The organism is Dyadobacter sp. CY356, assembly GCF_021440195.1.
Lineage (GTDB): Bacteria > Bacteroidota > Bacteroidia > Cytophagales > Spirosomataceae > Dyadobacter.
This window is the reverse complement of the sequence record NZ_JAJTSZ010000005.1, coordinates 514,979-532,609: the sequence shown is the minus strand read 5'-3', so window position 1 is coordinate 532,609 and position 17,631 is coordinate 514,979. Positions and strand designations below refer to the sequence as shown.

The window sequence follows — 17,631 nt, the reverse complement described above, 5'->3', positions numbered from 1 at the left end:
CTCATGCGTACCACAGGTTTTTACGGCGTTTGTCGCTCGCTGATTTTAGTCTTCTGTCTGGTTTCATTTTCCGTTTTCAGCAAACCGGCACCCCTGCGGATTGTTTCTGCTAATGGTACATTGAGTGAAATATTGGTGGGATTAGGCCTTGAATCGCAGATAGTTGGCGTAGATGTCACAAGTACTTACCCTGCATCATTGGAGAGATTGCCAAAAATCGGGCACAACAGAAATATTTCGTCTGAGGGAATTCTGGCCCTGAATCCTGATGTGATCGTGACAAGCGACCAAAGCATGATGTCTGCCAATGTGCTGAAACAATTGAATAGCTCAGGCAAAAAAGTGGTGACTTTTAAACAGGAATATTCAGAAGAAGGCACTGTAAATCTGATCAGAGAAATGGGCGTATATTTCAATGCCAAACCACAGGCCGAGAAAATGATAAAATCACTGAAAGCAGATCTGGCAAAACTTCCTAAACCCGCCACACCCAAAAAACTGCTTTTTATTTATGCAAGAGGAACCGGAACCCTGATGGTATCCGGGAAAAACACTTCTCTCGACAAGATGTTCACATTAATCGGACAAAAGAATGCCGTAACTGATTTTACTGATTTTAAACCCTTAACCTCAGAATCACTTTTAGCCGCAAATCCGGATGTGCTCGTACTTTTTTCCAGTGGTTTGGAAAGTGTTGACGGTATCGACGGACTTTTGAAAGTGCCTGGTGTTGCGTTTACCAATGCCGGTAAAAACAGAAAAATTGTATCGATGGACGGCCAGCTTCTCACAGGATTTGGACCGCGTCTGGGAAAAGCCGCCGCCGAATTAGCTCAAAAAGTGAAATGATGACAGCGGAAGAAATCATAACAAAATCAAAAAGCCAGAATCCGAAAATGATTTCTGATAAGCTGAAAAAGCCGCTTTCGCCGGGTTGGGTTATCCTGATTTTAAGTATTGCTTTATTTGCCTGTACTATTTTTTCCGTCGGAACGGGTGCCTTGCATATTTCATTTTCCGAAATAGTTGGTATCATTTCTTATAAAACCGGAATAACAGATACGCCGATTTTGGAAGAACAAAAAGACATCGTTTTTTGGGTGATCCGTTTACCAAGAGTTTGTCTGGGGATTTTGGTTGGTGCAGGATTGGGAATTGCCGGTGCGGCTTTGCAAGGTCTGTTCAGGAATCCGATTGCCGATGCAACATTAATCGGTGTTACTTCCGGAGCCTCGCTTTTTGCGGTGATTGTGATTATGCTGAACATAAAATTTCTTGGCATTATCAATGAATATGCCGGAGCTTACACACTTTCTTTTGCTGCTTTTATTGGTGCGGCACTAACAACGATGCTGGTTTATCAGCTTTCAAAAATTACGGGCGAAGGCAGCGTTACAACCATGCTTTTGTGCGGTATTGCGATCAACGCTTTTGTAGGTGCACTTACCGGATTGATGACTTACATAGCGACCGACGAACAACTCAGAACAATTACTTTCTGGACATTGGGAAGTTTAGGCGGTGCAAACTGGACGACTGTTGTCTCGGTCCTTCCGTTTGTCGGATGCAGTATCGTATTTATGCCATATCTGGCTAAATCATTGAATTTGCTGGTTTTGGGAGAAAGTCAGGCGGCACATTTAGGTGTGAATATGAAAGTTTTGAAAAGGTCAATCATCATTCTGGCGACGATGGCTGTTGGTTCTTCGGTTGCTGTGGCCGGAACAATTGGTTTTGTCGGATTAGTAGTTCCGCATATTATCCGAAGCATTTTTGGTCCGGATAACCGGTATTTACTGGTAGGATCTGCCATTGGCGGTGCCATTGTTCTGACATTGGCTGATACCATTTCGCGCACCATTGTCGCTCCGGCAGAACTTCCGATCGGCATTTTGACGGCGCTGCTGGGAACACCGTTTTTCCTGTATCTTCTTTGGAATCAAAAACGAAACCGCGTATGATAGAAGCTAGCCATTTACATTTTGGAGTAAAAAATAAATCGCTGTTACAGGATATAAATTTCAAAGCGAAAACGGGTGAATTCTGGGCTATTGTGGGAGCTAACGGAGCCGGAAAATCCACCTTCATGAAGGCTTTGTCAAAAGAAATAACGCCAACTTCCGGAACAATTTCTTTTCATGGCAGAGATCTGAAAAAGTATAGTTTAAAAGAACTGGCGCAAAAACGTGCTGTCCTTGCCCAGCAAAATGTGATCACACTTTCTTTTTCTGTACGGGAAATTGTGTTGATGGGTCGTTATCCGTATTATGATTCAAAACCTTCGCCAAAAGATTTGGCGATTGTAGATCATTGTCTTCAAAAATTAGGAATTGCTCATTTTCGGGACAGGTTATATCCGACGTTATCCGGCGGGGAACAGCAGCGCGTTCAGCTTGCCAGGACGCTGGCGCAAATCTGGGAAGTCCGGGAAGGGTTTATATTGCTGGACGAACCTACTTCCGGAATGGATCTGCTGCATCAGTATGAAACCTTTCAGCTGGCAAAAGAAATGACGGGGAAAGGTTATGGCGTAATTGCCGTAGTTCATGACTTGAATTTTGCATTACAATATGCTGATCAGGTTTTAATGCTGAAAAAAGGTAAAACTTTTGCGATGGGTACCGCGCACGAGGTTTTAACTGGTGAAAACATCCGGGAGGCGTTTGGTGTATCGGTTAGAATAATTCAGCCGGAAGACACACCTTTTCCTGTCATCATTCCTGAGGCGTCATCCGTTTCTGTTTTATAACTATTCAATCAATTCAAAAAATAAACATCTCCGTATAAATTAATACTATATACTATGAAGACTGAAATAATAGCTGACCGTGCAGCACTCAAAGATCGTTGGGCCGAATTCAAAACAGAAAATCCTAAGACAAGAATCCGTGACGCAGCAAAAGAACTGGACTCGACAGAAGCAGATTTGTTGGCAACCGGATTAGGCGAAAATGTAATTTTACTGGAAGGTGATTTTCGTGAATTGCTAAAAGATGTTACTTCTTTGGGCTACGTGATGGCACTTACAAGGAATGACCACGTAGTACACGAGCGTAAAGGCGTTTATGAAAATGTCTCATTCAACAACCACGTAGGATTGGTTTTAGGGCCGGATATTGATCTAAGATTGTTTCTCGGCGACTGGAAATTTGGTTTTGCTGTGCATGAAGGGGATCGTTATAGCCTGCAATTTTTCAACAGTTTTGGTGAAGCGGCACATAAAATTTATTTGACTGAACAAAGTAATAAAGAAGCCTATGAGGCCTTGGTTGTAAAATACCGCGCTGCCGATCAGGAAACTTTGCCTTTGACCGCGGCTAAACCTGAGAAAAAAGCAGAAGAACCAGCAGGTGATATTGATACACCTGCATTTCAGGCAGAATGGCTGAATTTGAAAGATACGCATGAGTTTTTCGGACTTTTGCGTAAGTATAAATTGTCAAGAAAAGAAGCACTTCGTCATGCGCCGGAAGGGTACGCATATCAAATTAAGCCGGAAAGTATGAAAGCAGTTTTTGATGCAGTCTCTGAAACTGAATTGCCGATCATGGTTTTTGTTTCAAATCCAAACTGTATCCAGATTCATACAGGACCAATAAACAAGATTTTTGTGATGGGACCATGGTTGAATATTATGGATCCCGCATTCAATCTCCATTTGCGTGAAGATGCTATTGACGAAGCCTGGGTTGTAAGAAAACCAACGGAAGACGGAATTGTGACAGGTATTGAATTGATTGATAAAGAAGGTGTTATGTTCAACCAGTTTTTTGGAAAACGTAAACCTGGTCAGCCGGAACTGACGGCGTGGCCGGAATTGATTGAGAAGTCTGTCGTCAGGAAGTAATTTTAAAAGAGGGATTGAAAGATTAAGATTGGAGTTTTTCATATCACATGCCCCAAAATAAATTGCTCCATAAGAGCATCCTGTTTATAGAACATTGATTTTTAAACTGTGATTTTGACTCCGTAGGAGTCGCCTGTTAAATGTAATAAAATTTTTAATCTGGCAGGAGGCTCCGAAGGAGCCAGGGAAATCGAGATATCCAGGATTTTTCTATAAACAGGAGGCTCCAATGGAGCCGAAAAAATTCGTGACAATAACATATTATTTCGCCATAGTGATTCAAATGGGCTGTTCCGATTCGGGACAGTCTTTTTTGTTTTTAACCGTATGTTTAACCGCAATGGGCGCAATAGGTTTCGCAATGGACGCAAGAGTTTGATAATCAGAACTTTTGTTACCCGTCCGACGGTAAAAAAAACCGTCGGACGGGCCTACGGTCGGCTTTTTCGCCGTCCGACCGGTATTAAAAAACTTCAAATAACCCCTGCGTCCATTGCGAAAACCATTGCACCCATTGCGGTTAAACGAAAGGACTCTATTCAACCTTCAATTTCCCCCCACCCGAATAACTTCTGAATTCTCCCTGATACATCGCATCAGCCGCCGCAGGCCCGCTTGTGAAAGTTCCCTTGGAAACAACCCTCACCTGATAATAAAACGACTTTTCAATTTTATCAGCCGCGGTGAAAAAATGAATCCGGTCATCACGAATATCATAATAAGTTGGAATCGCAGCATTTTTGATCCAGGGCATATCACGAGGTTCGGTGATCCTTGGATTTTCAATTTCAAAACCGGCCGGTAACAAATCCGTTACAACAACATTCTCAACCGGAAGTCCATTTGTACTTGAAAGAGATAGTTTCACCACAACCAGATCATTCTGATGCAAAACCGAAACAGGTTTTCCATCACGTGTCAGATATTGCCGGCGAATACTTAATCCCTGATCTTCCTCCACAAAAGCACCAGTTGCAGACATACCTTCCGACTTTGCAAACCAGTACAAATCTCCTTTTCCTGCCGTGGTGACAGTTAATTTTTGATTGACAATTCCTTTGGCTATTTTCAATTCCTTTCCGTCAAAAGCTGCGATTTTCTTTCCATTAACCAATGCAGAACCCGTAACCGTTGAAGAAGAAGTTTTCCTGGCCACTTTTCCCAAAGCCAAAATCGTAAAACTGGCTTCCTGGGTATTGATATAAGAAGCAGATTGAATTGCTTTGGACAATTGCCGGGCCAAAGGCGTGATCTGTAAATTATCACCATCCGTTTCCAAAAGCGTATTCAATACCAAACCGAGATTGCGCAAAGGAGACGAATAACTGTCATCAAAAACCGCACTGCCATTTTGATACACATAACTTTTTGGCAGAATGGCACTGAAACTTCTTGTATCTCCTATCAATTGAAAAGCTCCTGCCAGCAGATAACGCGCATCGATCGTCAGCAGCTGAGGGTTTTGTTTGTAATAATTCATAGCAGCACGATTCGGGGAACCGGTTAATGCCAGAACATATAAGGAGTAAAGCGTTTCCCTACGCGCCACCGTTTTACGAATTTGCGTTAAAGATTCTTTTGTCAAACCATTGTTTGTGCTGGCTATGGCAACTTCCCGCGTTGCCGTTGTTCCTGTTTTGGCAGTCAGATAATCAATGGCTTTACTTAGCGTTTTCGGATTTATTTCAAAACCTGCCCGGCGCGCTTCTTCCAGGAAATGCACGGCATAAGCCGTTGTCCACCAGTCTTCTGTGATAGCACCCGGCCACATGACCGCGCCGCCATTGAACAGTTGTTGTGATTCAATTTTACGAATTGCCTGCTGCACATTGGTTACCGGATTAAAATCACTTTCTCCCGTTTTTACCAGATATACCGGCGTAGCCATTGCTTTGGACAGTTCCGCAAAATACATCTGAGGAAATGCTTTGGAAATCGTTTGTTCCAGACAACCATAAGGATAGCCAAGCAGCGTGGAAAGTGCTTTTCCACCCCCTCCAACAAGCGGTGACCGGCTCAATACAACCTGACTGCTGGTTGTTGAAGGAATAAAATTATTGGTCAGATTTATTAATCCCTGCTGTCCACCGGCAATTTGTCCGGAGCTGCTTGTTTTTAATAAAGGCGAAGCCGGACGAACGGTAATATCTGTTTGTTGTGTGAACGTTTCTCCAAATGCATTCACTTTCACAATCACTTTTCCTGCACCGATGGCTGTCAAAGCTTTTACAGAAAACACAGCTCGTGTTTCTTTTCCTGCGGGAATATTTATTTTTTGGACGGCAGGAATCGAACCGGAGTTTAACGGTCCGCTTACCTGTAAAGTCACCGTGGCGTCTGCCGGTTTTTTCTCTGTGTTACTGATATTAACCGGTAAAACGAGCTCGTCACCCGGACTTAAAAACCGCGGCAAACCGGCACTGATCACAACCGGATCTGCTACTTTCATATTTTTACTGGCCGACCCAAAAGCATTGTCTTTGTAGGCCACGGCCATGATCCGCAAATCACCGCTAAATTGCGGAATATTTATATCAAAAGTGGCTTCACCGCTTCCATTGGCAGCAATTTGCCCGCTCCAAAAAGAAACCAGTTCCGTCCTTCCGTTACTTAAAGGGTTAATTCGTTTTTCAAGATCATAACCATCACCACCAAAACTGGACGCGCCTGAAATATTTAATTCAGGGAAAAGAAGCGCATACAAATTATGGCTGGTAACTTCCAAAGCGCGTTTTTGATAAAAATAACCGTGAATATCCGGCGTTTTAAAATTCTTGATCTGCAAAATCCCTTCATCCACAACCGCGATTGTTACCTCTGCATTTGGCTGTGTTTTAATACGAATTTGCTGTTTCGTTTTTGATCTTGACTTATCAGCAGTCGTAATGGAAACAGGCAAACTTCGTTTTGCATCTTCTACCAAAACTGGAATAAAGCCGTTGGCAACCGTCAGCGGGAGATCGGAATTATCAAGCGGCCGGATTAGCGTTGCCGTCACAAAAACATTGGGTAAATGTTCCTCTTTCAGGTTAAGTTTTAATTCAGCAGCTTTCTTTTCCGTGGTTAAAATGTGATGTTCCAGAACACTGTTTCTTTCAACAGTTACCAGTAATCTGCCATCAAAAGGTGTTTTGAAAAGAATTGTCGCCGTTTCGCCCACATTGTATTTTTCCTTATCGGTTTCCATCAAAACCCGTCCTTCATTACTTACTTCAAAAGACGAATATTGTGTATAACCCGAGCCATAAGCATAGAAATGAGCCACGCTGTAATGCTCTGCTTCCGGTCGGCGGATTCTTACTTCATATTCCCCGGAAACCGTGGGAACATAACGAAAAGTATTTTTCCCGTTTACAAGATTGAGAATATTGGAATAGACAACTTTTTCACTTTTTCTGGAAGTATAGGTCAGCTGTTCATTTTTCTTTTCAACTACCGTTTGGTATTCAAGACGGACGATTTCTACTTTGGCCTTGGCACCATTTTGTAAAACTCCTTTGCTATTCACACCCACAATTTCAAAAGGCACAGGTGCATTTACGCCGACATAAGAATCCGGCAAATGAATTCCGTAAAAAACGTTTTGCGTGAAAACATTAAAATGCTGTAAACGATTAACGGGACGGCCATTTTCATCAAAAACGGTAACATATATTTTCCCTTCCAAAACCCCGATATCCTTTATTCCCGGAGCCAAAGGGAATTTCTCCGTTGCCTGTCCTTGCTCATTCGTTATACCTTGCCTGCGTTCTTTTTCAAAAGTGGTTTCGGCGGGAATATCAAATGTAAATTCTGGAAAACCGGGAGCTAAAAAGCTTTTTCTTTTCAGCTGCGATTCCATTTCGTAAGTCCGGTTACTGGCGGGCGGACCAAATAAATTCAGCGCTGTTGCAGTCAGAGAAATTGTACTTCCTGAAACATATTCTTTTTGCGCGCCGCTCAAATCTACTTTAATACGGTCCGGCATAAATTCCTCAACATTGACAGATTGTGATGCGAGCAAGACATCGTTGGCATTGTAGACTTCCAACACATAAGTCCCGGTAAGCGCGGCCGTTTCCATGGCCACTTCTGTTTCAACGGCACCTTGTTTGTTCGTAGTTTTTCGCCAGGTCCGGTACTCTCTTCCGTTTGGCGTTACCAGTCTTAATTTGAGGGGAACTTCGGCTTCAACCTGCCAGTTTTGATTCCTGATAACGGTGTTAAAATGTAATGTTTCACCCGGACGGTACATATCGCGCTGACCATAAATAAATGCCTGCAAACCGGAAGTATTATCACGCTGACCTTCCACTTCAAAGCGGGAAGTTTCCACGCGGGTATCATCCAAAAGCAGATAATTGAAATCTTCTTTATTACCTGCCGTAATCATCGCTAACTTGAAACCAGGCGCTTTTTCGTTTAGTTTTTCAATATGCGCAACACCATCACCGTCCGTGGTGGCAGTTAACATGGATTGATTATTCGTGCTGATTAAGGTGATTTCCAGATTTGGCAGCGGCTCGTTTGTTTTGATCGAATTGGAAAAAACCCATAGCTCATCTATCCCCTGTTTTGCAATCAAACCGATATCTGAAATGGAAACCAATTTTGTCGCGCCCAGGTAAGCCTCATCTTTTGAATTGACCGAAACGAGATAAATCCCACGGCGGCCGTTATCATCCGGCAGTGCAATATTTAAGGCTGAAATTCCCTTGGCTTTTGGAAGATTTTCTGTGTCAACAACCTTATTTACAACAATATCTGTGAAATTATTTTCTTCGTCACTACCATAATTAAATGCGCCGGTAGATTTCCAGTCTTCACCCACATATCCGTATTCCTCCCAACGGTTAGCGCGTACGTAACTCAAAATGTTATTGGCATATAGTTTGGCAATTTTAACCTGAACCTTCGGCACATTTACAATCTGAACACCCATATTTCGGGAGCCTTTTGGCGTCATGTAAAGGGCTTTTTTATTGGCAAATGAAATTCCCGCAGGCATTTTTCCAAAGAACAGATCACGCGAAGTCTCATCTTCCAAAGTTTTCCCAAGTACGCCTTTCAAGGTTTTGTTGATCAAAAGAGCATAAGTATCAGTTTCGTTAAAATCGCCTCGCAGTATGAAGCCATTTTCCGTCAGTTCGCTTGTTAATGTAGCCGTTGGATTGATGGAAAAACCGGTTTCAATGCTTTCTTTAACTATTTCCTGCGTTGTAACGACACGAACAAAAGCAGCATTATTTTCAAAACCTGTCTTGATATCAGCGATTTCCAAATGAAGCGGCGATGGCAGACTGGTTGTTCTTTCCAGAATTTCTTTGGTGGCGTAAGTGGTATTTTGCGCTTTTAGTCCTTTGTCCAATGTGATCTGTAACGGCACCGGATTATTATCTGCTGCACCGCTATTGGCCAAAGCCAGCGTTATTATTTTTCCTTCCGCCGAAGGCAGGATTTTGTATGAAACAGATTTTTCGGCGAGCGATAATTTTAACCTTTCAGCAACATTTTGCGTCGTGACCGGATAGTTAAAAATCAGTTTGACACGCGCTTCCTGACGGCCGGTTTCTTTTGAAAGTGTCCACCAGCTTTCTGTTTCAATCAATTGCAGATAAGGTGTATGAAATTCAACCGTTTCAGCTGAAACGTCATATCTTTTATCCGTTTTGGATTGCGTCAATAATTTGTTGGTAAGTTTCGCTTTGTAATTTGTTGCGGAGCCAAATCCGGCGACTGGTGAAAATATCAGTTCATTTGGTGCCGACCATTTAAATTTACCGCGAACGGCTGGCTCAAACTGGATATACTGCGTTGAATCCCAGTCGTTAAGCAGGCTTTCGGGAACAAGATCTTTATTAAAAGTAAAAACAAGATTTTGAGACTGACCGATTTCGTCTTTGAAATTTGTTCCGGCAATTTTTACTTCGTTCAGGGAAGAACAGCCATTAAAAAGATATGCAAAGAAAAGAATAAAAATGAAGAGAGAAGACGCGTTTTTTCTCATGACAACAATAACGAATTTTTCAGACTGATAGATTTGTTTGCGGCAATAACGTTTTTTGTCCTAAATCAGGATATAAAAGACGGGTGAATTTTTATGACAAAAATTCACCCGTCTAAATTAACTGTTATTGTATCAAATCTTAATTTTATCTGGCCTGATTTGTGTTAACGGTCAGAGAAATAGTACCAATCAAAAAGCCTGCATCACTTCTTCAACAGGCTTTGTTTCTTCAAAAAATGACAATAAACGCATCAAAATCCCTTCCACTACTGCATCCGGGCAGGATGCTCCGCAGGTCAGCATGATACGAACAGGAGATTTTAACGGTAAATAATTTTCTGAGACTGTTTCCTCCTTTGTATGCAGATTAAAATGCCGGATCAGGTTATTATCCAGTATCTTATTAACCGACTCGATAAAATAAGTTGGCAGTTTTGCTTCACAAAGCTCAACCAGATGGGACGTATTGGAACTGTTGTAACCGCCGGCCACGATGACCAGATCTGCCGGATGCGTCAATAGAGCATACGTTGCATCCTGATTATCATTTGTCGCATAACAAAGTGTATCACGGGTATTGGCAAATCGTGTTTCAACTTCTTCCGGACGCAGACTGTAATGTTTGGTCATTACATTTTTTAAATAATCTGCAATGCCCTGTGTGTCAGAGGCAAGCATGGTAGTTTGGTTAACCACGCCAATGCGCTGCAAATCTTTTTCCGGATTAAAACCTTCTGAATATTGCCCTTTGAAATCTTCAAAAAACTGTTGGGCAGGAAGTTCGCCTGTTATATACGAAGCCAGACGAATGGTCTGTTTCATATCTTCCACCACAATCGTTGGCGCATTTTCCTTACTATGTGAAAAAGTCGCACGTGTTTCTTCATGAAACGGTTTTCCATGAACAATAATGGAATAATCCTTTTGCCCGATCTGTTCAGCGCGGTTCCATACTTTCTCTACGAATGGACAAGTCGTATCGTAGATATAGGAATTGATACCAAGTTCAGTTAGTTTTTTCTGGTTTTCAATTGTCGTCCCAAAGGCAGGCACCACTACGATATCATCGGGCGTTAATTGTTCCCATGGAATCAGCTGATTGCCTTTGGTATCCATGATGAATTTTACACCCCGATCCGTCAGATCCCTGTTGACATCCGGATTGTGTATCATTTCACTCAAAAGAAAAATCCTTTTGTCGGGATTTTCAGAAATGGCTCTGTATGCAATATCAATGGCATTTTCAACCCCATAACAAAATCCGAAATGGCGCGCGATCAGAAATTGTACCGGGCCGAAATCCAGTACCGTTGGCGTAAAATCACGTTTCAGTTTATCGTTTTTACGACGGAATTCCTTAATCGGTGTGATAATACGGCTCCGGTAAAAATCGGGTATGTTAAACGTTTTCATTTACAGATTCGATGGATTGTAAGTAACAAAATAGGCCATTTTTGAGGAATTGTCAAAACAGATGTGATTGTTTTAATAACAAATGAGGAATTGGGTTTGTTCAAATGGCTGTCGGCTTTTGGCAATCGGCTATCAAGCTATTGTCAAAAAGGAGATTTTTATTGGTTGTATGCCGACTGCTGACGGTCGATTGCCGACAGCCACCAAAATATTTTGTACCTTGATGCAACATCTTCACAGGTAATAACCTCTTTAATCCAGAACGTTCAAATCTAAACCTTCTGCTTGAAAACGAAATTGTACACCGACCAGCATGTGGACCTGGTAGAACGTTGTAAACTCGGAGAGCGCAAAGCGCAGTATGAGCTATACAAATGTTACTCAAAGGCTATGTTCAACATATGCATGCGGATCATAAATCATAACGGTGAAGCAGAAGACGTCTTGCAGGAGGCGTTCGTAGACGCATTTACAAACCTCCACCAATTTCGTCAGCAATCGACTTTTGGTGCATGGTTCAAACAGATTGTTGTCAATAAGTCCATTAATCACCTTCGGAGCAGAAAGGTAAAATGGGTGGAAATTGAAGAATTCCAGGAAATGCTGGAAGACGGACAGGAAATGGACGACAGCTTTGGCTGGCATGAAAATGATACCACTCTGGAGGTAGAACGGATCAGAAATGCGGTTTTAAGATTGCCTGATGGTTACCGGGTTGTTGTAAGTCTTTATTTGTTTGAAGGCTATGACCACGAGGAAATCGGGGAAGTTTTAGGGATCAGCGAAACGACATCGAGAACGCAGTATATGCGGGGAAAAAGAAAATTAACGGAAATACTTGGAAAAGGCTGACGGCAATTGAATGCCACGATTATAACAAAAGAGGAGTACTAACAAATAATTTGAAAAACTAAAAAACAGTATCATTTGAATCGAAACTTTACACTTTATATGTTAACAATCAATGAAAAAGTCTTCTGATAAAAAAGATCGTCTGGAAAGGTTTGTGCGGGATAATAGGGATGGATTCGACGTTTTCTTACCTCAGGATTCTTTGTGGGACCGGATCGAAAATAGTATTCCGTCGGTACCCGCAGAACCGCAGAAAAAAGTAAAACGACTTCATAATCCTTATTTCGACTGGCGCATTGCTGCCGGAGTGATTCTGGCTCTTGGCGTCGGTTATCTCTTCTACCTCAACAAGGAATATGGTGTAACACGCGATCCGGCTGTTGCGCTGAAAGTGCCGGCTTATGCCCGTGAATTCAATCAGTACAATGTTTTGATTGATGAAAAGCGCAACGAAATCTTTAAGCTGGCAAGCAGTAATCCTGAATTATACAAAGATTTTTCGGCTGATCTCAAAAGTCTTGAAAACAGCTATCAGAATCTTAAATCTGACCTGGGCAATGCGCCAAACCAGGAAGCATTGATTCGTGCTATGATAGAAAATCTGCAATACCAGGTGGATTTGCTAAATCAGCAACTGACTATTTTACAACGTATCAAAAAGGCAACCCAAAGCCATGAAAAAAATAATTCCCCTACTGTTTAATCTTGCTTTATTGTTTCCTGCATACGCTAATGCATTTGGTCCGGAGCAATCCATGCTAGTTGAAAAGCGGAAAAATATTGTAAAGGTATTTGAAGTAAACGAGCGTGATCAGCTTACGATCGACAATCAATATGGAGAGGTAAAGGTAAATCTCTGGAAGAAAAGTGAGATCAAAATTGAGATCATTGTCACCGCTTCTGCGCAGAGTGAATCCAAAGCAGCAGAATATATGAATTCAGTAAAGATTGGCGAAATCCGTTCAAAGAATCTGATCGGACTTAAAACCATGATTGACAAAAATAGTTTTGCCAGCAGTGGATGGAGTGCGCTGAGAAATAAGTCGGGCGAAAAGAATTTTATCCAGATCGATTACACGATTTATATGCCGAAGGAAAATGAGCTGGTGGTAAAAAACCAGTTTGGTGATACCAATATCCCGATATTTGAGGCACCGCTTACGATTGATTCCAGACATGGGAATTTCTATGCGAACACGCTGGATAATGTTCAGAATGTAATTAACTCACAATTTGGGCAGGTAAAAATCGGAAAGATGGAGGGTGGAAATATGGAATTCAAATTTTCCAATCTGAAACTTGATCAGGTTAAAACGCTGATATTAAACATTAAAAACGGAGAACTTTCCATTGGTGATGTCAATGACCTGACAACCAATATTAATTATTCAGAAGCAGTCATCGGCAAGCTCCGCGGAAAGGGAAAAATCAATTTAAATTATTCGGACAATTTCCGGATGGAAGAACTGCCTTCTTCGGATGAACATTTGAATATCCAGGCGCAGTTTTCAACGGTGACGCTCCCGGCAGAATCCAACAGTTTTAATATTATTGTAACAAATGGAAATTTCAGCTGTCCGCCCAATGTAAATTTTTCCAAACACCCGGCCAAACAAGAAAAAACTACATTCAATCAATCCAAGCAGTATCAGGGTAAAATGGGAACCGGCTCGGGTGCAAAAATTACTGTTTTCTCCAATTACGGTGATGTGAAACTGAAAAATTAAATCAGGATTTTTCTTCTACCAATACGTTATACCGGAAATCGAGCGGTTTGAAAGCTGCGAGAAGTTTTGAGATAAACGTCGGGTCGTTCAGGTAAAAATTCAGGAAATTATCATACCGTTCCTGAGAAGATTTGCCAGGAAATAACTTGTATTTTAAAGTCAGAAGCTGGTCAATTTCACTTTCGTGATTTCTTTCTTCTGCTTTTTTGAGGCGCTTTTCCAGATGTTCAAAAGAGTGGCGAATCCGGGTTTCTTCTGCTTTTACAGCACCTGTCATAGATTTATCAATAGCCGTTGCCTTATCAAGTATTGTTTCAAAAAGTGCGTAGAAGGCTGCTTTCTCGTCATTCAGATCCAGGACATTTGTGGAATGTGTTTCGACAAATTTTCTCCTTAGCGTCACTTCATCCAAAAACAGATCTTCATAACTGATTTCCAGTTTTTCAACTTTTTTACGTTGCTGCCCGGTAATATACATAGCAAAATTCCGTGGTATCAGCATCGGGAAAGTTACCTTGTAATGATCAAAAACACCCTTTAACTGCAACCAGTATGGAACTTCGGAGGGACCGCCGATATAGGCAAGATTTGGCAAAATAATCTCTTCATACAAAGGACGAAGCACAACATTCGGACTGAAATATTCCGGATGTTCGTCTGCAAGTTCAATAATTTCTTCTTCTGTAAAAACCAGATCCGTATTTAGAACCCTGTAAAGGTTATCTTCTTTGACAATACGTTCTCTCAGGTTATCAACCAAATAAAATAAATTGATTTCGCGGGCATTTAATGGCGTGTGGTAGCCGAGAGAAGAAAGTTTTGCAGTTGTATTATTTACAATTTCTGCGGAAGTGAAAGTGGTAAGCTCTTCTTTAATAACAGGTAGAAAATGACGTTTCAGGTCGGCGTTATCTGCATCTATACAAATCAATCCTTCCTTTCCGAACAATTCGTGCATATAACATCGAACGGCATCGGATAATGTTTCATTTTCCAGATAGGCTTTTGCAAAAAGTAATGGTCTGTCCGGCAGTAATTTAAGAATACTTTTCAGTTCCTTGGGATTTAGTCTTCCCACAGCACCTTTATGTTCACCTTCCCACTTATGCGTTTGTCCATACAAATGAAAAGACGCAATTTCAGCGAAATCATGATCCTCACTGGCCATCCAGTAAACCGGCACAAAGTTATATTCAGGATAGGTTTCCTTCAATTCTTTGGCAAGGTTAATGATGGTTACAATTTTATAAATAATATATAGCGGTCCGGTAAAAATATTAAGCTGATGACCGGTCGTTACTGTAAATGTTTTTTCGTCTAAAAGAATTGAGAAATCAGGCAAATACGGTTGTCCTGCATATTGTTCTTCCAAAACCTTAACAAGCGTCTGCCGTTTTTCAAAACTGAAATCTGACCTTTGTTTTATGATATCAGCGGCATTTTCAACAGAAGGAAAAGTACCGTAAAAGTCTGTAAGTGAAGGTTTTTGATCCAGATAATCGAGAAGCAGCGCAGGGAACTGACCCGTAGTACGCAAATCAACGGAATGAACAGTCATGAAAGGTGGTTTTTCAGTCTCAATTAAAGAATGCAATGTATTAAGCGTTTAGGGTGATGTGCATAATGAAAATAAACCATGCAATCTGGCTGAAAGTTCATGAAAAAAACTGAGTTAAACTACTTCGTTAACACTTGTTAAACAACCTGGCTTCACTTACTGTAAAAATTGATATAAAAAGGCCGGAACTAACACAGCTCCGGCCTTTCAATTAATCGTCTTTGGTTTTTAGTTTTCCAGATTTTCATCTGGTTTTCTTCTTGAATAAGTAAGTTAGCTAGGTTAATAAAATTCTTTTTTATTCGTCGGCTTGAAAGGCCATATCAAAAAATATAATCATTTTTGGCAATCAGCGCGTCTGCAATCCGGCGACGTGCGTCTTTAAGGTTCAATGGCTCAATTTTAGTAAAACGTTTTAAACCCATTAGCATGACACGCAGTTCATCACTTTCAGCAAAACTGGTAATGGCTGATTTTCCAGCAATATTTACCTTCTCAACGGCTTCATTCAAATATATCCGGGCAATATCTTTTTGCAGCGTGTTGGCCTCTGCTCCAAGTAAATCAATCCTTTTTTCTACACGAAGCAAAACAGATTCAGCCACATAGGTTTCAATAACCATATCGGCCAGATTCATGATAATTTCCTGTTCGTCGGATAGTTTGGTCATAAATTTCTGAACGGCAGCACCGGCTACCATCAAAACCGCTTTTTTCAAATTTCTGATCACTTTCTTTTCTGCTGCAAAAAGCGTTTCGTCTTCATCGAAACCAAAATCAGGAATGGACATGATCTCTTTTCCAACTGCCATGGCCGGGCCCATCAAATCGAGCTGGCCTTTCATGGCGCGTTTTAAAAGCATATCAAAAACCAAAAGCCTGTTGATTTCATTGGTTCCTTCAAAAATGCGGTTGATACGACTGTCACGATAAGCGCGATCCATTGGCGCATCGGCAGAATAACCCATTCCACCATAAACCTGAACGCCCTCATCCACCACATAATCCAGCACTTCGGAGCCATGCACTTTCATGATCGCACATTCAATTGCCAGCTCTTCGAGCGCTTTGAGTTTTGCATCAGCATCCGATAAACCTTTTTCTTTCAGGGTGATGATCAAATCATCAATGTTTTGACCAACTCGGTAAGCAGCAGATTCGGTCGTGAACATACGAACGGCCATTTCTGCCAATTTATGTTTTATAGCGCCAAAATTCGAAATGGAAGTGCCGAATTGTTTGCGCTCATTGGCATAATTAATCACTTGCCGGGCCACTTGTTTGGATCCCCCAAGTGCAGCAGCTGCCAGTTTTATCCGGCCGATATTCAGAATATTTACAGCAATTTTAAAACCATTTCCTTGTTCAGAAAGCATGTTTTCCACAGGAACTGCGCAGTCGTTAAAGAAAATCTGGCGTGTGTCCGAGCCTTTGATTCCCATTTTATGCTCCGGCTCATTCATCGTTATGCCACCAAAGGTTTTTTCTATAATGAAAGCAGATAAATTTTTATCCGTTTGTCCGCCCGCATCTACTACTTTGGCAAAAACTATAAAAACATCAGCAAAACCACCATTTGTTATCCACATTTTCTGACCGTTGATGATATAATGTTTTCCATCTTCGCTCAGTTTTGCTTTTGTTTTTCCCGAATTTGCGTCCGATCCTGAATCTGGCTCAGTCAAACAGTAGGCTGCTTTCCATTCTCCCGAAGCAAGTTTTGGAAGATATTGTGCTTTTTGAGATTCGTTTCCATAATATACGATCGGTAAAGTTCCGATGCCGGTGTGTGCTGAAAGTGCAACGGAAAATGAATTTCCCGCGCCGGTTGCTTCTGCTACCAGCATGGAGGTATTAAAATTCATTCCAAATCCGCCATATTCTTCTGGCACTACCGTTCCCATCAAACCCAGTTCACCGGCTTTATCCATCAACGACGACATCAGCTCAGGACTTTTTGCCTGGTCTATTTCGTTCAGTCTTGGCCAAACTTCTGTGCGCAGAAAATCACGACAGGTATCGGCAATCATTTGTTGCTCCTCGTTAAATTCTTCCGGAATAAAAATCTGTGATGCGGGTGTTTCTTTAATTAAAAATTCCCCTCCCTTAATCGACGTTTTTTTATCTTCTGCAACAGCCATAATGATTGATATTTTTATTATTTACAAATCGTAAATCAATTATAGTATGCAAGCATACTATTTATTTTTTAACAAATATATTCTCTTTCCTAATATTATGCAAGCAT

11 protein-coding genes are annotated in these 17,631 nt (G+C 41.4%); 7 read left to right on the top strand and 4 right to left on the bottom strand.

The window, feature by feature from the left end; genetic code table 11:
• The first annotated feature begins 3 nt into the window (after nucleotides 1-3).
• From LXL81_RS18910 to LXL81_RS18895, 4 genes are read left to right on the top strand one after another with little or no spacing between them, the layout of a single operon-like run.
• A complete protein-coding gene (locus LXL81_RS18910; RefSeq protein WP_234648325.1) occupies nucleotides 4-849 on the top strand; it encodes a hemin ABC transporter substrate-binding protein in 846 nt (281 codons plus the stop codon).
• Entirely contained in the window at nucleotides 846-1,961 is a 1,116-nt protein-coding gene (locus tag LXL81_RS18905; protein WP_234648324.1) for an iron ABC transporter permease, read from the top strand. Before LXL81_RS18910 ends, LXL81_RS18905 begins: the two co-directional genes overlap by 4 nt.
• Nucleotides 1,958-2,749 (top strand): heme ABC transporter ATP-binding protein, encoded by a 792-nt coding sequence (locus tag LXL81_RS18900; RefSeq protein ID WP_234648323.1) that lies wholly within the window; start codon nucleotides 1,958-1,960, stop codon nucleotides 2,747-2,749. The genes LXL81_RS18905 and LXL81_RS18900 overlap by 4 nt, the downstream gene beginning before the upstream one ends.
• Nucleotides 2,750-2,803: 54 nt before the next feature.
• Nucleotides 2,804-3,847, top strand: a complete 1,044-nt coding sequence (locus LXL81_RS18895) for a hemin-degrading factor (RefSeq protein ID WP_234648322.1) — start codon at nucleotides 2,804-2,806, stop codon at nucleotides 3,845-3,847.
• 535 nt (nucleotides 3,848-4,382) lie between these two features.
• Here the strand turns inward: LXL81_RS18895 and LXL81_RS18890 are convergent.
• Both LXL81_RS18890 and LXL81_RS18885 read right to left on the bottom strand, forming a co-directional pair.
• Nucleotides 4,383-9,833 (bottom strand): alpha-2-macroglobulin, encoded by a 5,451-nt coding sequence (locus LXL81_RS18890; RefSeq protein ID WP_234648321.1) that lies wholly within the window; start codon nucleotides 9,831-9,833, stop codon nucleotides 4,383-4,385.
• A 189-nt stretch (nucleotides 9,834-10,022) separates the two neighbouring features.
• The gene (locus LXL81_RS18885; RefSeq protein ID WP_234648320.1) at nucleotides 10,023-11,246 is read right to left on the bottom strand and encodes a 4-hydroxy-3-methylbut-2-enyl diphosphate reductase; all 1,224 of its coding nucleotides are present in this window, start codon (nucleotides 11,244-11,246) and stop codon (nucleotides 10,023-10,025) included.
• Between the two features lie 285 nt (nucleotides 11,247-11,531).
• Between LXL81_RS18885 and LXL81_RS18880 the strand changes: the two genes are divergently transcribed.
• The 3 genes from LXL81_RS18880 to LXL81_RS18870 all read left to right on the top strand — a co-directional run bounded on the left by LXL81_RS18880 (nucleotide 11,532) and on the right by LXL81_RS18870 (nucleotide 13,825).
• On the top strand, nucleotides 11,532-12,098 hold the full coding sequence (locus LXL81_RS18880; protein ID WP_234648319.1) for an RNA polymerase sigma factor: 567 nt from the start codon (nucleotides 11,532-11,534) through the stop codon (nucleotides 12,096-12,098).
• 112 nt (nucleotides 12,099-12,210) lie between these two features.
• The gene (locus LXL81_RS18875; RefSeq protein ID WP_234648318.1) at nucleotides 12,211-12,801 is read left to right on the top strand and encodes a hypothetical protein; all 591 of its coding nucleotides are present in this window, start codon (nucleotides 12,211-12,213) and stop codon (nucleotides 12,799-12,801) included.
• Complete coding sequence (locus LXL81_RS18870; RefSeq protein ID WP_234648317.1) at nucleotides 12,773-13,825, top strand: hypothetical protein; 1,053 nt, start codon at nucleotides 12,773-12,775, stop codon at nucleotides 13,823-13,825. The genes LXL81_RS18875 and LXL81_RS18870 overlap by 29 nt, the downstream gene beginning before the upstream one ends.
• A gap of 1 nt (nucleotide 13,826) precedes the next feature.
• On the opposite strand, the gene bshC is transcribed toward LXL81_RS18870, so the two are convergent.
• Nucleotides 13,827-15,383, bottom strand: a complete 1,557-nt coding sequence (bshC, locus tag LXL81_RS18865; RefSeq protein ID WP_234648316.1) for a bacillithiol biosynthesis cysteine-adding enzyme BshC — start codon at nucleotides 15,381-15,383, stop codon at nucleotides 13,827-13,829.
• A gap of 323 nt (nucleotides 15,384-15,706) precedes the next feature.
• Nucleotides 15,707-17,524 (bottom strand): acyl-CoA dehydrogenase family protein, encoded by a 1,818-nt coding sequence (locus LXL81_RS18860; protein ID WP_234648315.1) that lies wholly within the window; start codon nucleotides 17,522-17,524, stop codon nucleotides 15,707-15,709.
• Nucleotides 17,525-17,631 lie beyond the last annotated feature (107 nt).

Excerpts from the sequence above, each read along its gene's own strand:
- LXL81_RS18885 (WP_234648320.1), bottom strand. The coding sequence starts at position 11,246 with ATGAAAACGTTTAACATACCCGATTTTTACCGGAGCCGTATTATCACA.
- LXL81_RS18860 (WP_234648315.1), bottom strand. The coding sequence starts at position 17,524 with ATGGCTGTTGCAGAAGATAAAAAAACGTCGATTAAGGGAGGGGAATTT.
- bshC (WP_234648316.1), bottom strand. The coding sequence starts at position 15,383 with ATGACTGTTCATTCCGTTGATTTGCGTACTACGGGTCAGTTCCCTGCG.
- LXL81_RS18905 (WP_234648324.1), top strand. The coding sequence starts at position 846 with ATGATGACAGCGGAAGAAATCATAACAAAATCAAAAAGCCAGAATCCG.
- LXL81_RS18895 (WP_234648322.1), top strand. The coding sequence starts at position 2,804 with ATGAAGACTGAAATAATAGCTGACCGTGCAGCACTCAAAGATCGTTGG.
- LXL81_RS18890 (WP_234648321.1), bottom strand. The coding sequence starts at position 9,833 with ATGAGAAAAAACGCGTCTTCTCTCTTCATTTTTATTCTTTTCTTTGCA.
- LXL81_RS18870 (WP_234648317.1), top strand. The coding sequence starts at position 12,773 with ATGAAAAAAATAATTCCCCTACTGTTTAATCTTGCTTTATTGTTTCCT.
- LXL81_RS18900 (WP_234648323.1), top strand. The coding sequence starts at position 1,958 with ATGATAGAAGCTAGCCATTTACATTTTGGAGTAAAAAATAAATCGCTG.
- LXL81_RS18910 (WP_234648325.1), top strand. The coding sequence starts at position 4 with ATGCGTACCACAGGTTTTTACGGCGTTTGTCGCTCGCTGATTTTAGTC.
- LXL81_RS18875 (WP_234648318.1), top strand. The coding sequence starts at position 12,211 with ATGAAAAAGTCTTCTGATAAAAAAGATCGTCTGGAAAGGTTTGTGCGG.